A 15157-nucleotide genomic window follows, 5' to 3' on the forward strand; every position below is an offset into this window, starting at 1 on the left:
TAGGTCTGAGGATCATTAGAATGTAGGAGAATAGAATGGCGAAAAAACCAAAAAAATTAGAAGAAATTTCAAAAAAATTTGGGGCAGAACGTGAAAAGGCCTTGAATGATGCTCTTAAATTGATTGAGAAAGACTTTGGTAAAGGATCAATCATGCGTTTGGGTGAACGTGCAGAGCAAAAGGTGCAAGTGATGAGCTCAGGTTCTTTAGCTCTTGACATTGCCCTTGGCTCAGGTGGTTACCCTAAGGGACGTATCATCGAAATCTATGGGCCAGAGTCATCTGGTAAGACAACGGTTGCCCTTCATGCAGTTGCGCAAGCGCAAAAAGAAGGTGGGATTGCAGCCTTTATCGATGCGGAGCATGCTCTTGATCCAGCTTATGCTGCGGCCCTTGGGGTCAACATTGACGAATTGCTCTTGTCACAACCAGACTCAGGAGAGCAAGGTCTTGAGATTGCAGGAAAATTGATTGACTCAGGTGCTGTAGATCTTGTCGTGGTCGACTCAGTTGCAGCCCTTGTACCTCGTGCGGAAATTGATGGAGATATCGGAGATAGCCACGTTGGTTTGCAGGCCCGTATGATGAGTCAGGCCATGCGTAAACTTGGTGCTTCTATCAATAAAACCAAAACAATTGCCATCTTTATCAACCAATTGCGTGAAAAAGTTGGAGTGATGTTTGGAAATCCAGAAACAACACCTGGTGGACGTGCTTTGAAATTCTATGCTTCAGTGCGTTTGGATGTTCGTGGCAATACACAAATTAAGGGAACTGGTGACCAAAAAGAAACCAATGTTGGTAAAGAAACTAAGATTAAGGTTGTAAAAAATAAGGTAGCCCCACCGTTTAAGGAAGCCGTAGTTGAAATTATGTACGGAGAAGGAATTTCTAAGACTGGTGAGCTTTTGAAGATCGCAAGCGACTTGGATATTATCAAAAAAGCAGGGGCTTGGTATTCTTACAAGGATGAAAAAATTGGGCAAGGTTCTGAGAATGCTAAGAAATACTTGGCAGAGCACCCAGAAATCTTTGATGAAATTGATAAGCAAGTCCGTTCTAAATTTGGCTTGATTGATGGAGAAGAAGCTTCAGAACAAGATACTGAAAACAAAAAAGATGAAGCAGTTCAAGTAGATTCTGTGAATGAAGAAGTTACACTTGACCTAGGCGACGAACTTGAAATCGAAATTGAAGAATAAGCTGTCCAAGTAGTGGAGAAATCCGCTGCTTTTTAGTTGCCTAGTTCTGGTCTTAAGTTCGTGAATAGTTTGCTGTTTCTTGTCGCTCCACTAGAAAGCTGATATAATAGCCTTATGAATAAAAAACGAACAGTGGATCTGATACATGGTCCGATTCTTCCTTCGCTTTTGAGTTTTGCCTTCCCAATCTTGCTATCAAATATTTTTCAACAGCTCTATAACACTGCTGATGTCTTGATTGTTGGACGTTTTCTTGGACAAGACTCCTTGGCTGCAGTAGGGGCGACGACAGCGATTTTTGACCTGATTGTAGGTTTTACTCTTGGTGTTGGCAATGGCATGGGAATTGTCATTGCCCGCTATTATGGGGCTCGGAATTTCACTAAAATCAAGGAAGCAGTAGCAGCTACCTGGATTTTAGGTGCTCTTTTGAGTGTTGTAGTGATGCTGCTGGTTTTTCTTGGTTTGTATCCTCTCTTGCAATACCTAGATACCCCTGCAGAAATTCTTCCCCAGTCCTATCAATATATTTCTATGATTGTGACCTGTGTTGGTGTCAGTTTTGCTTATAATCTCTTTGCAGGCTTGTTGCGGTCTATTGGTGACAGTCTAGCAGCGCTTGGTTTTCTGATTTTCTCTGCTCTGGTTAATGTGGTTTTGGATCTCTATTTTATTACGCAACTGCAACTGGGGGTTCAATCTGCGGGACTTGCTACCATCATTTCGCAAGGTTTATCAGCGGTTCTTTGCTTTTATTATATCCGTAAGAGTGTGCCAGAACTTTTGCCTCAGCGCAAGCATTTCAAATGGGATAAGTCCTTGTACGCGGATCTCTTGGAGCAAGGTTTGGCTATGGGCTTGATGAGTTCAATTGTGTCCATCGGCAGTGTGATTTTACAGTCTTCTGTTAATACTTTTGGAGCCGTGATTATTAGTGCTCAAACAGCGGCGCGACGCATTATGGCCTTCGCCCTTCTTCCTATGACTGCTATTTCCGCTTCGATGACGACCTATGCTTCTCAGAATTTAGGTGCTAAGCGCCCAGACCGCATTGTTCAAGGTCTTCGAATCGGCAGTCGTTTAAGTATGTCCTGGGCAGTTTTGGTTTGTATCTTCCTCTTTTTTGCCAGTCCAGCCTTGGTTTCCTTCTTGGCTAGTTCGACAGATGGTTACTTGATAGAAAATGGAAGTCTCTATCTGCAAATCAGCTCAGCCTTTTATCCCATTTTGAGTCTCTTGTTGATTTATCGCAATTGTTTGCAGGGTTTGGGGCAAAAAGTCCTTCCTCTGGTATCTAGTTTTATCGAACTAATCGGGAAAATCGCTTTTGTGGTCTTGATTATCCCTTGGGCAGGCTATAGAGGAGTTATTCTTTGTGAACCCCTTATCTGGGTTGCCATGACAGTTCAACTGTACTTTTCGCTTTTCCGTCACCCCTTGATAAAAGAAGGGAAGGCAATCTTGGTAACCAAAGTGTCATCATAGCTCGATTTGCTGAATAAAATCCATTTCCTCTAGTGAAAATCGAAAAACTTGTGCTGTCATCTTTAGTTTGGTCTTGAAAATAGTTTAACAGACTTTTGACTTCTTTTATATGATATAATAAGGTATAGTATTTATGAAAAGGACATATAGAGACTGTAAAAATATACTTTTGAAAAGCTTTTTAGTCTGGGGTGTTATTGTAGATAGAATGCAGACCTTATCAGTCCTATTTACAGTGTCAAAATAGTGCGTTTTGAAGTTCTATCTACAAGCCTAATCGTGACTAGGATTGTCTTCTTTGTAAGGTAGAAATGAAGGAGTTTCTGGTTCTGGATTGTAAAAAATAAGTTGTTTTAATTGATAAGGAGTAGAATATGGAAATTGATGTGAGTAAATTAAGAACAGATTTGCCTCAAGTCGGCGTGCAACCATATAGGCAAGTCCATGCCCATGCCACAGGCAACCGTAACTCAACGGTGCAAAATGAGGCTGACTACCATTACAGAAAAGATCCTGAATTGGGCTTCTTTTCTCACGTAGTCGGTAATGGTCGTATTATGCAGGTAGGACCTGTTGATAATGGTGCCTGGGACGTTGGGGGCGGTTGGAATGCAGAAGGTTATGCACAAGTTGAACTGATTGAAAGCCATGAATCGAAAGAAGAGTTTCTGATTGACTATCGTCTCTATATCGAACTCTTGCGCAATCTAGCGGATGAAGCTGGTATACCGAAAACACTTGATACAGACGACTTGGCAGGTATCAAGACACACGAATACTGCACCAATAACCAACCTGACAACAACTCAGATCACATTGACCCCTATCCTTATCTTGCCAAATGGGGTATTAGCCGTGAGCAGTTTAAGCAGGATATTGAAAACGGCTTGACGATTGAAGCAGGATGGCAACAGAACGATACTGGCACCTGGTATGTACACTCAGACGGTTCTTATCCAAAAGATAAGTTTGAGAAAGTCAATGGTACCTGGTATTACTTTGACGGTTCAGGATATATGCTTGCAGACCGCTGGAAGAAGCACATAGACGGCAACTGGTACTGGTTTGATCAGTCAGGCGAAATGGCGACAGGCTGGAAGAAAATCGCTGAGAAGTGGTACTATTTCGATGGAGAAGGTGCTATGAAAACAGGCTGGATCAAATACAAGGAGACTTGGTACTATCTTGATAGTCAAAATGGGGACATGGTTTCCAATGCCTTTGTCAAATCAAATGATGGCTGGTATTACCTTAAAGAGGATGGTATGATAGCAGAAAAACCAGAATTTACAGTCGAGCCTGAAGGCTTGATAACAGTAAAATAATAATGGAATGTCTTTCAAATCAGAACAGCGCATATTATTAGGTCTTGAAAAAGCTTAATAGTATGCGTTTTCTTGTGGAGATATTTCCTTTAATTTTTGCTACTATATTAAATAAAAATCAAAAAGCAAATTAGAAAGTTATGCTCAAATAAAATCTAAATTTGACAATGTAAACCGAGTCGGATGGCTTTAAGTACTGTTTTGAGGTTGAAGATACGATTTTTGATAGGAACTCATCAAATAGGTTTACTATCATCAATTTTGGATTTTTAAGCAGTATCAATAAATTACTTCCTTGTTTTGTCATAATTTTTTTATTTAAAAAATTGACTTTATGACAAGAGTGTGCTATTCTTTTTATGAGAGGTGTATGAATATGATAAATGTATGTGATGTTGGAAAAAGAATAAAAGAACTTAGAATATCTTCAAATCTTACTCAAGATAAGATTGCTGAATATTTGTCTTTGAATCAAAGCATGATTGCCAAAATGGAAAAAGGTGAAAGGAATATCACGTCGGATGTTATTGAGAAACTATCTGCCCTGTTTTGCTGTACGGTTGAATATCTTTTGTTTGGCGAACAAGCTGAACAACAGTGTGTCATATCGTTTAGAAAAAATAAAATAGTAGACCAAGATCTTAAAGTTTTAGCGAAAATCAATAAAATTGTATTGAATCAATTTGAGATAGATCAGCTATTGGAGACAAAATAAATGATTGATAAAATGGATTTAAGTAATAAAGCTTCAAATCTTAGAAAAAAGTTGGGAGCTGATGGTGAAGCGCCGATAGATATTTTTAAATTGGTACAAAAGATAGAAAATTTGACGCTGGTATTTTATGGACTCGGAAAGAATATTAGCGGAGTCTGTTATAAAGGAACTCAGTCAAGTCTCATTGTAATCAATTCAGACATGTCATTAGGAAGGCAAAGATTTTCTTTAGCACATGAATTGTATCATCTTTATTATGATGAGGTGAAGAAGAGTTCAGTCAGTCTTATCTTGATTGGTGAAGGAGATGAAACTGAAAGAAAAGCGGATCAGTTTGCTTCTTATTTTTTAATTTCCCCATCTTCACTGTATAGGATGGTTGAGGAAATCAGAGAAAATGCCAATAGAACTCATCTTGAAGTAGAAGATATTATAAAATTGGGTCAGTTTTATGGTATCAGTCATAAAGCTATGTTATATAGATTGAGGAATGATGGATACCTTGATGCAGAAGAAATTAAAAATATGGATATTAGTGTTATAGAGACAGCTTCAAGATTAGGCTATGATACAAGTTTATATCGTCCTTTGTCAGAAAGTAAAAAGGAAATGGTATTAGGACACTATATTAAATCGACTGAACAACTTTTAGAAAATAACAGAATTTCGCAAGGGAAGTATGAGGAACTGCTACTAGATGCTTTCAGATATGATATTGTATATGGGCTAGATGAAGAGGGGGAGTTGTCGTTTGACTAGTCGTGTATTTATTGATACAGATTGTATTTCAGCATTTTTATGGGTTGGCACTGAATATCTTTTAGAAAAGCTCTATTCGGGTAAAATTGTTATTCCACAAGAGGTGTATGATGAAATCAATATACCTACAATTCCCCATTTAAAATCTAGGATAGACCAGTTAGTAGCTAAGGGTTCGGCTGAGATTGTGAGCATAGACATTGGAACTGAAGAATACGCATTATATAGAGATTTAACAAGAAATCATGATAGTAACAAGGTTATTGGTAAGGGAGAAGCGGCTTCTATTTCCTTAGCGAAAAAGCATAATGGGATATTAGGAAGTAATAATTTAAGAGATGTTGAACCATATGTAGAAGAATTTTCTTTAGAACATATGACGACAGGAGATATACTGGTTGAAGCGTTTAAAGCGCAATTTATTACTGAACAAGAGGGCAATCATATCTGGAATAATATGCTTAAAAAGAGAAGGAAAATTGGGGCGGATTCTTTTTCAGACTATCTTCGTGGAAGTGTTCATCAAAATAGACAAAAATAAATTTGGATAAATCGAACTCACTATTCAGTAGGCATATGAGCACTTCGAAGAAGAGAAGTGTCAAATTGAGCCTATAAGAGTAGAAATGACCTGCATAGTGGATGAGAGAAAAGTTGTCCTTGAAGTTTCCCTGAACTATCAGTCGCATATCAAACGATATGCAGGGTGATGTGAGAGGGGATAGCGAGTAGTTTTTGGTTATTTTATCAAAAAACTTGTATTTTATCATACTGAATGATAAAATGTAATAAAAATGATAGAATAAAGGAAAGCTTTTCTAAAATGTGTATCTCCCCACAGGATTCGTTCTTGTGGGATTTTTTTCGTTAAAGAAAGCGATAAATATTGACTTTTTTAAAGAAAGATGTCATAATTAAGTTGGAAAAAACGTAAAAGGATCACTTTTCTCGTTATCCCGACTCCCAAAACGTCGTTAAACCGCTCGGCAATCCATGGAGACATGGACACATAGTAGTAAGCACGCTATGTGGCTTGGCAGAGCTAAAAACTGTTCCCTTGCGATAAGCCTAATAAGCACAACATAGGGAGTTAGAGAAGCCGACTCTAATCATCCACTTTGGGCAGTAGTGAGAACTGCCCCGTGCTTTTTTTATTTTGAGAAAATATGGAGTTTGTCGTTGAACTTACTTGATTGTATTTTAGATTATCAAGAGAAATTCGATGGAAAAACATGTCAAGTATCAACGAATTATAAGCATTTAGAGACTTTCGAAGTAGATTTTTGCTTGACTGATTTACATCACTTATTTGGCTTGCACAAAATCACACGAGATTATGCTAGTCAAACAATACCTGCTATTCAAGCTGGTGTTTTTATTTTGGAAGAATATAAAAATAATCCCATGTACAACGATATTATAGAAAGGATATCTTTGTATAGTTTTATCGGTGATATCTTCTATTCTAAGATAACAAGTTGTTGTATCCTAGCCAAAGATTTATCTAAAAACACTATGAAGTTGGACGTCATATTTTTTGAAGATAGAAACAAAAGATCCGCAATTTTAGGTTTACGAAGAGATAAAAGTGGAGTGTTTAAACCGGTTACTCTACATTTTACAAGCGCTAAGAAATATGCTAAAGTTTGTAAAACAGATGTGAAAGAAATTAAATGGTTATAAAAAAAACTTTTCGCAGGCTTCGGCTTGCGTTTTTTTGTTTGATAAAATTAAAAAAATGTGCAAAAATAAGTAGAATTGAAAACAGGAAAAAACACCTCCTTTCGATTCGCCAAGCCTCTTCGCAAGGCAATGAGGGGGCGGAGAGACGCGCTCGTCAACAGAAGTATCTCATTGGAAATGTTGCTCACTTTTTTAGTGAGCTTTTTATTTAAGGAATAGGAATGAAAAGTAAGAAGTTAAAATTATACTCAATGAAAATCTCTTCAAACCACATCAGCGTCGCCTTGCAGTCTGTATCTTACTGACCAAGCTAGTGATGGACTTAGAACAGGTGATTTGGAGCGTCCTATTGGCTAGAAAATGCTGATCATAGTCCTTTGCTGAGGATAGGGTGTAACACTCAACTGTTGACCTAATTGATAGGAAGGGAATTACTATAAAATACTCAGGCTTCTATCATATATTTTGAAACGATTGTGTAATCAAAATGTAACAATATTTTAATATTTATCACAGAGGATGCTGTGCATATATAAATGTAGTATAATTCTTGTCTCTTTGTTAAAAAACAGGCTGTATCAAAAGGTTTTATATGTCTGTGCATATATATATATTGTCGCTTTTTTCTTGCCTTTCCTGACTCTATCTTGTCAGCGAGGAGGTTGACTTGTATGTCAGAAGTGTTACTATATGATTGATATATTATCGACTGTCGGCTTTTTGCGCGCTTTCTAAGCTCGGGGAAGCTCTCAGATTAGGAAAGGATTCACTTATGTTCAAGAAAAAGAATGATGGTAATGGAGAGAAAATTTTCCGTTATTCCATTCGTAAATACCATTTTGGGGCTGCTAGTGTTGCGGTTGCGGCATTGATGTTTTTCGCAAATGGGGTGCAAGCGCAGGCACCTGCAGTATCTTCGGCAACAGCCAGTGATGTAGTTGCTGGATCTGCTGGCAATTCAGATGGGGAACCACAGGAGTCAGATGGGGAAGAGCCAGAGAAGGTCTCTCAGACTGAACCGTCGGCTGAGCTCCAGTCTACAGGGGAGTCAAACTCTCCAGAGACTAAAATCGAGGACGCTAGTAAGGGGCAGGAAACAGCTGGCCTTGTTCCTACCAAACCAGAGACGAAGCCAGCTGCTCAAGAAACTTCTCAAGGAGGAGCAGTAAAAGAGCAAGACCAGCCCACATCTGCCACTAAAACGACAGAAGCTAAATCACTCCAAGGCAATCTGCAAGCTTTGTTGGAAAAACTAACTCTTAGCTCCATGAAAGCGCTCCACGATGAAGTGGAAGCAGGTCTAGCAGCATCTAAGGCAGTTTTGGACGATCCAAAAGCGACGCAAGCGCAGGTTGATGAGCAAGTAAGAGCTATGGAAGAACTGACGAGCCGTGTCAATCAAGCCTTGGAGCCATCGCTACCAAAATTGACAGACTTGGGTGAAGCAAGTTCGACAAATAATAAGCTTGTCGAACCAAACGGAACTGCAACTGAGCAAGCAACTGGTGGAAAGCGTCGTAAAAGAGGGGGAGTGATCCAAGCCACACCAGCTGTAGATCAGGCGAATCCAGAAACTGTAGGTAACTCAGAAAAAACTGAATCTAGTGAAAAGCCTAGTCGACAAGAACTTCCAACCTATAGCAATCAGGGTGATGGAGCCTATAAACTAAAAGATGAGTTGGAATTTATCTATAAACAACTTCGAAAAGAGGGGGCTGAAGAAAGTAAAATCCAAGCAGCAAAAGCAGCAGCTGATAAGTTCAATGAAGCCTTTTCTAAAGGTGATACCATCAGCCAAGAAGATTTTGCGGCTGCCCTAGTCGACCTGAAAAAATCCCGAGACCTCATCGAAGGAGTGCTGGAAGAAAAATATGGAGAAGAGACTACAGGTGGAGGAGTAACCCCGCAACCACGTGATGGTGGCTACTCTGACTTTCGTAGTGCTAACTATAGTGGAAGGTCTGCAAGGGTGGCAAGAGCTAGCGAAAACTACTCTCAGGACTTTCTAACAGCTAGAGAAAGTTACTTTGAGAGGACGGACATAAAGGGTCATTCTCCTTACGATAAGTACACCTATGTATTCTTCTCAGACAGACGTCCGAGGAATAATGCTACTGCATTTGTTAAAGATGGCTATAAGTATCTAAACGTCACAGTAAGACCTACTAATAAAGGGTTTTTATGGAAAATTGAAATCAATAAAGATAATCACAGGACGTTTCCAGGTCACACAGAAGTGTGGTTCACTGTCCCAAGCGGGCAAACCGTTAAAACGAATACTGTAGGAATCAGTTATTATGACCGTGGCGGGGGAGGACATGCTCCGGCTCAAGATGGTCGAGATTTGGTAGAAAAATTAAAGAGAGCAAATATAGGACTCGGAGATGTAAAAAAAGGAACTATTTCAAATAGTGGCTTATCTAGAAGAATTGGACCTACATCTTTTCCGCGTAGAAATTTAGAAGATTTAGCTACAGGGCGCCGTTATAATGCTAATCCTTATGAAAAACAAGCTGAAAGTCGGGAGGCTCAAGCTATATCCAATGAAAAGCTAGAAAATATTAAAAGAGACGCCAATGCAGCATTATACTATTTCCAACTCCCAAACTCAGACCGTTCTTATATGCTAACCTTTGAAACTGAGGGAAATAATGATCTTGGTAAACTAGACTATGCAGCAGGGCTGCGAGGACAAGATGGTCATGAAGTTTTCCTTGTCAATCAGTGGCATAGTAGAACTACTTCGGAATTCAAAGAGGACGCTCTTAAACAAATAGAACAAGCACGTAGAGACAAAAATAATAGCATTACTGGTAATAGGAACTTGTCCGAAGTGGAGCAAAGAGGTGCCACTAGTAAAGTTGATATTTATGCAAGGCGAGCTACAAGTGGAATCAATCGAGCTCAGAATATCGGTGACGTCGAGAATTCCCTACAACAAGGCTTGAGTGACATTCAGAATGTTAACCCAGTAGGGAGAGATATTCCGAAGCAAGAAGTCACACGCAAAGCGAATGAGAAGACGACTGCCATCGGCAACAATCCAGACTTGACGGAAGCAGAGAAGAAGACCGCCAAAGCGAAGGTTACTGAGGAAGCAGAAAAAGCTAAGACCGCCATTGACCAAGCAGGTGACCAAGAAGCGGTTAATCAGGCTAAGGAAGACGGCTTAACTGCCCTTGATAAAATTCTTAAAGATCTTTCTGATCGTATTAACCAAGGAAACTCATTCACACCAAGTAATGGTGGCAACCAAACAGGTTCAGATAATAGAGGGGATACGGCTAGCCAAGGAGATAGACCAGCTCCATCTGGTGATGGCAGTCAAGGTGATGCAAATAACCAAACTCAGCCTACTACTCCAAGCACTCCAGCTCATTTAGGTGATTCGACGGATCAAGCTACTAGTTTATCTAGTCAACAGAGGGGAACAGGAAATGCGACAGAAGCAGAGTCTCCACAAGGGCTATCTGAAAGTTCTGCGAGACCAGCAGTGCGTAGCCGTAGAAGTGTAGCCTTTGCTGGAGGCGCTCAATCGAGTCAAGAGAAACAGGTTGATAAATCCGTCTTAAGAGAGTTGATTCAAGACTTGGAAACTCGTTTGAAAGACTTGGATGGTATTGATCAATCTGTCATTGACGCTGCGAAGATCATTCTCGGAGAGGGTCAAGAAGCCCTTAGAAATGCTGACTTGTCAGAGGCAGGTTTGAGAGAGATTACTGCTAAGGTCAAAGAAGCACTCGAATCCTTGAGAGGCAAGCAAGCGACTAAGGATGAAGAAAAAACGAAAGAAACAAGGAAAGAGCAAGGTCATCTTCCATACGGTACCATGATTGGTAGCCTGCTCGCCCTTCTTGGTCTCCTTCTCTTCCTCATCGCGCGTCGCAAGAAAGAGTCAGAACTCAAGAAATTGACCAAGGAATTGACTAAGGTTCTGCAAGAAAGCGACCTTACAAGTGTAGATGCGAAAGTCCTCGACCAAGCACGAGAAGCTCTCGCTCAAGCAGTTGCCTTCCTAGCCAATGAGAAAGAGTCTGACCACACAGAAGATGAGTTGATTGAGAAACTCAAAGCTATTCTTGCTCAGCTAAGATAAGCAAAGTTTAGACGAGTCGGAAACCAGCTAGAATACTGATTGAAAGAATGTTGGAAAAACTCAATTTGAGGTGAACATTTAGAAAATCTTTCTCTGATAAAACGCATAATATCAAGCTTTTTAAGGCAAGATATTATGCGCTTTTATCATTTTGAAACTTTTTGTTCCATCCTTTTTGTGATATTTTTCCCTTATTTCACAAATATTTCATATTTGGATTTTATAATAAGTTATAGTTCAGTTTTTACTATACTTTGATATTCAAATATGTTATACTATGATTATCAAAGTAAATGAAAGGGATTACGAACATGACGCCAGAAGAAATGTACTTGACAGAGCGATTAGACGTACAGATAGCTCATTTTTTAAAGAAAAGCGTTCAACATCGTAGACGCTATAAGGTATTAAAAATAACAGAAATCGTGGCAGGTTTTCTCATAGCTGTTTTTTGTGCTATTCCTATGCCAGGTGATCGCTACCGTTTGATTTCGGTTGCCTTGTCCAGTCTAGGCTTGCTGTGTGAGGGGATTCTCAATTTGTATAATGCCAAGGAACACTGGATTTCTTACCAAAAGACTGCGCAACTCCTGGAGAGAGAAAAATTCCTCTATCAATGTCAAACGGAGAAATATGCAGGAAAAACCAAGGCTTTTGCCCTATTTGTCAAGACATGCGAAGGTCTTATCTCAGAGGAAATCAACCAGTGGGAAAGTATCCAGTCAAAAGAAGTAGCAGCTAGTGCAGATGCTCCAGAGAAAAAAGAATAGGAGGTGGAGGAAATGTTTCAATCCAGCTACCTATTGCCCTTGCTCTGGTTGAAAAAAGAAGCCGATAAGGAAAAGATGAGCGCGACTCAGTGCCAGATATTTTTCTTTTACTATCAACTATTTGAACTCTTATTTGCTAGAGAAAGCGACTTGAGAGACTTATGTCTGGGAAGGCAAGGTTTTTATTTCTCGCAGTTAGAGAAAGATTTGCTTTCTGGAGTTTCCCACTTTCTAACAAACTTGGAGGGAAAAGGGACTCTCAAGGCTAATCAAGAAGTATCAGCTCGCAAAGCCCTTTTTCTAGCCTTGACAACTAGCCAGTCAGATTGGCAAGAGTTAGCTCCTGTTTTTGATTTTTATCAGACTATTGGGGGACTTGAACATCCTTCTCTCTTGAGTTCTCAGGACAGACAGCATCTGATGTGGATTTACCAGTCAGCTTTGGAGAAGGATTATAGTGTCAAGGTAATTGGCGACAAGCATTTTGTATTGAAGAGACAAGATGCTACTAAATTGACAGGGCGCCAAACTCAAACTTTGGAAGCACTGAGTCAATCAGAAGACTTGGTCAATCCTGTCTATGTTACATTAGGAGAAAAGGGGGTGCTCTTGCTTGATTAAGAGAGGAGATGTTGTAGCTCTTTATTTGCCTTTTCCGACTATTAGTAGCGATTTGGCTGTGAAGAATCATATGTATATTTGTATTGACAACAGCATGACTAAAAACAAAGAGTTGGTTAAAAATCAGACCTTCAAACCAGCTCTCTTGACCAGACGTTTGGTCAAGAACTTTATGATAGAAGAGCCGGATCTAGCTCGTAATCCTTTTACAAGACCAACCTTGATTGACTTAGATAAGGTATTTATGTTAGATAATACGGTCATTCCGACTTCTTATCTAGCCAGACGGCGACGCAATGTCTCAGAAGAATTGTACGAGGAAGTTTTGGATCACTTAGTCCAACCACGGCTGATTTCGCTGAACAAGTCTGAGTTTATGCAACTCAATCCAGGAACTTATTAGGAGGAAGAATATGGCAAATAAAGCAGTAAATGACTTTATACTAGCTATGGATTACGATAAAAAGAAACTCTTGACCCATCAGGGAGAAAGTATTGAAAATCGTTTCATCAAAGAGGGGAATCAGCTACCCGATGAGTTTGTTGTTATCGAAAGAAAGAAGCGGAGCCTGTCGACAAACACAAGTGATATTTCCGTGACGGCTACCAACGATAGTCGCCTCTATCCTGGAGCGCTTCTCGTAGTGGATGAGACCTTGTTAGAGAATAATCCCACTCTTCTTGCGGTCGATCGTGCTCCGATGACTTATAGTATTGATTTGCCTGGTTTGGCAAGTAGTGATAGCTTTCTCCAAGTAGAAGATCCCAGCAATTCAAGTGTTCGCGGAGCGGTAAACGATTTGTTGGCCAAGTGGCATCAAGATTATGGTCAGGTCAATAATGTCCCAGCTAGAATGCAGTATGAAAAAATCACGGCTCACAGCATGGAACAACTCAAGGTCAAGTTTGGTTCTGACTTTGAAAAGACAGGGAATTCTCTTGATATTGATTTTAATTCTGTCCATTCGGGCGAAAAGCAGATTCAGATTGTTAATTTTAAGCAGATTTATTATACAGTCAGCGTAGATGCTGTTAAAAATCCAGGAGATGTGTTTCAAGATACTGTAACGGTAGAGGATTTAAGACAGAGAGGAATTTCTGCAGAGCGTCCTTTGGTCTATATTTCGAGTGTTGCTTATGGGCGCCAAGTCTATCTCAAGTTGGAAACCACGAGTAAGAGTGATGAAGTAGAGGCTGCTTTTGAAGCTTTGATAAAAGGAGTCAAGGTAGCTCCTCAGACAGAGTGGAAACAGATTTTGGACAATACAGAAGTGAAGGCGGTTATTTTAGGGGGCGACCCGAGTTCGGGTGCCCGAGTTGTAACAGGCAAGGTGGATATGGTAGAGGACTTGATTCAAGAAGGCAGTCGCTTTACAGCAGATCACCCAGGTTTGCCGATTTCCTATACAACTTCTTTTTTACGGGACAATGTAGTTGCGAGCTTTCAAAACAGTACAGACTATGTTGAGACTAAGGTGACAGCTTACAGAAACGGAGATTTACTTTTGGATCATAGTGGTGCCTATGTTGCCCAATATTACATTACTTGGGATGAATTATCCTATGATAATCAAGGTAAGGAAGTTTTGACTCCTAAGGCTTGGGACAGAAATGGGCAGGATTTGACGGCTCATTTTACCACTAGTATTCCTTTAAAAGGGAATGTTCGCAATCTCTCTGTCAAAATTAGAGAGTGTACCGGACTTGCCTGGGAATGGTGGCGTACGGTTTATGAAAAAACCGATTTGCCACTAGTGCGTAAGCGGACGATTTCTATTTGGGGAACGACTCTTTATCCTCAGGTAGAGGATAAGGTAGAAAATGACTAGGCTCGTGATTTTAAAATGAGTCTATCAAACCGTAGCTGTAAGAAAAAGTAAAAAGGGTAGTGAAACTCCTTGCTATACAGGGAATTAGCTACCTTTTACTTGTTTTAGAAGTGCCGTTGTACTAGTCTAACTTCAGTATCATGTGAAATCAAAAAGAGCATACATTTCTGTTTCAGGAACACATAAATTACACTCTTCGAAAATCTCTTCAAACTACGTCAGCCCTATCTGCAACCTCAAAACAGTGTTTTGAGCAACCTGTGGCTAGTTTTCGAGTTTGCTCTTTGATTTTCATTGAGTAATAGATGTTTGGTTAGAAATTCTTCTATTGATTTCTTAGAATACAATAGCGCCTATAAGAACTGTTGAATTTCAAAGTATTTACTTGAACTATGATATGTCTGGAGTAGACTGTCAATAAAAGGTGCAGTATGATTGTTTTTGTCGATTATATCTACAAACTCTAAACAGTAGTTTGAGCGGACTTTGTCAAACTTGGTAGAAACTTTCTATTTTCAGATAATGGTCTAGTTTGTTTTTTGAATGTTGATAAGGATGGAAAGGCAAGACCATCTTGGCAACAAAAGTGCTATCCTAGTTGGATTTACTGAATAAAATCCATTTCCTCTAGTGAAAATCGAAAAAACTTGTGTTATAATCCCATCTTTGACA

At 39.7% G+C, this 15157-nt stretch carries 11 protein-coding genes and 1 pseudogene; all 12 read left to right on the forward strand.

Annotation, left to right across the window (positions count from 1 at the left end):
* The first annotated feature begins 35 nt into the window (after positions 1 to 35).
* The 12 genes and pseudogenes from recA (at position 36) to ply (ending at position 14485) form a co-directional block, all read left to right on the forward strand.
* The gene (recA, locus tag HT687_RS09175; protein ID WP_023936468.1) at positions 36 to 1202 is read left to right on the forward strand and encodes a recombinase RecA; all 1167 of its coding nucleotides are present in this window, start codon (positions 36 to 38) and stop codon (positions 1200 to 1202) included.
* 114 nt (positions 1203 to 1316) lie between these two features.
* Positions 1317 to 2687, forward strand: coding sequence for an MATE family efflux transporter (locus HT687_RS09180; protein WP_023936467.1), 1371 nt, complete (start codon positions 1317 to 1319; stop codon positions 2685 to 2687).
* A 374-nt stretch (positions 2688 to 3061) separates the two neighbouring features.
* Positions 3062 to 4012, forward strand: a complete 951-nt coding sequence (locus HT687_RS09185; protein WP_023936466.1) for an N-acetylmuramoyl-L-alanine amidase family protein — start codon at positions 3062 to 3064, stop codon at positions 4010 to 4012.
* Between the two features lie 370 nt (positions 4013 to 4382).
* Positions 4383 to 4727 (forward strand): helix-turn-helix transcriptional regulator, encoded by a 345-nt coding sequence (locus HT687_RS12225; protein WP_001056000.1) that lies wholly within the window; start codon positions 4383 to 4385, stop codon positions 4725 to 4727.
* A gap of 12 nt (positions 4728 to 4739) precedes the next feature.
* The gene (locus tag HT687_RS09195; RefSeq protein WP_306291438.1) at positions 4740 to 5486 is read left to right on the forward strand and encodes an ImmA/IrrE family metallo-endopeptidase; all 747 of its coding nucleotides are present in this window, start codon (positions 4740 to 4742) and stop codon (positions 5484 to 5486) included.
* A pseudogene (locus HT687_RS09200) lies at positions 5479 to 5901 on the forward strand (hypothetical protein); the annotation flags it as partial. The gene HT687_RS09195 and the pseudogene HT687_RS09200, both read left to right, overlap by 8 nt.
* Positions 5902 to 6614: 713 nt before the next feature.
* Positions 6615 to 7169, forward strand: coding sequence for a PBECR4 domain-containing protein (locus HT687_RS09205; RefSeq protein ID WP_329599605.1), 555 nt, complete (start codon positions 6615 to 6617; stop codon positions 7167 to 7169).
* 772 nt (positions 7170 to 7941) lie between these two features.
* Complete coding sequence (locus HT687_RS12015; protein WP_240152481.1) at positions 7942 to 11265, forward strand: DUF1542 domain-containing protein; 3324 nt, start codon at positions 7942 to 7944, stop codon at positions 11263 to 11265.
* A gap of 311 nt (positions 11266 to 11576) precedes the next feature.
* The gene (locus tag HT687_RS09225; RefSeq protein WP_031233612.1) at positions 11577 to 12035 is read left to right on the forward strand and encodes a DUF4231 domain-containing protein; all 459 of its coding nucleotides are present in this window, start codon (positions 11577 to 11579) and stop codon (positions 12033 to 12035) included.
* 12 nt (positions 12036 to 12047) lie between these two features.
* Complete coding sequence (locus HT687_RS09230; RefSeq protein WP_023936460.1) at positions 12048 to 12656, forward strand: hypothetical protein; 609 nt, start codon at positions 12048 to 12050, stop codon at positions 12654 to 12656.
* Complete coding sequence (locus HT687_RS09235; protein ID WP_023936458.1) at positions 12649 to 13059, forward strand: hypothetical protein; 411 nt, start codon at positions 12649 to 12651, stop codon at positions 13057 to 13059. The genes HT687_RS09230 and HT687_RS09235 overlap by 8 nt, the downstream gene beginning before the upstream one ends.
* 10 nt (positions 13060 to 13069) lie before the next feature.
* Entirely contained in the window at positions 13070 to 14485 is a 1416-nt protein-coding gene (gene ply, locus HT687_RS09240; protein WP_023936456.1) for a cholesterol-dependent cytolysin pneumolysin, read from the forward strand.
* Positions 14486 to 15157 lie beyond the last annotated feature (672 nt).

Origin of the sequence: Streptococcus sp. 1449 (assembly GCF_013276805.1) — a bacterium.
Lineage (GTDB): Bacteria > Bacillota > Bacilli > Lactobacillales > Streptococcaceae > Streptococcus > Streptococcus pseudopneumoniae.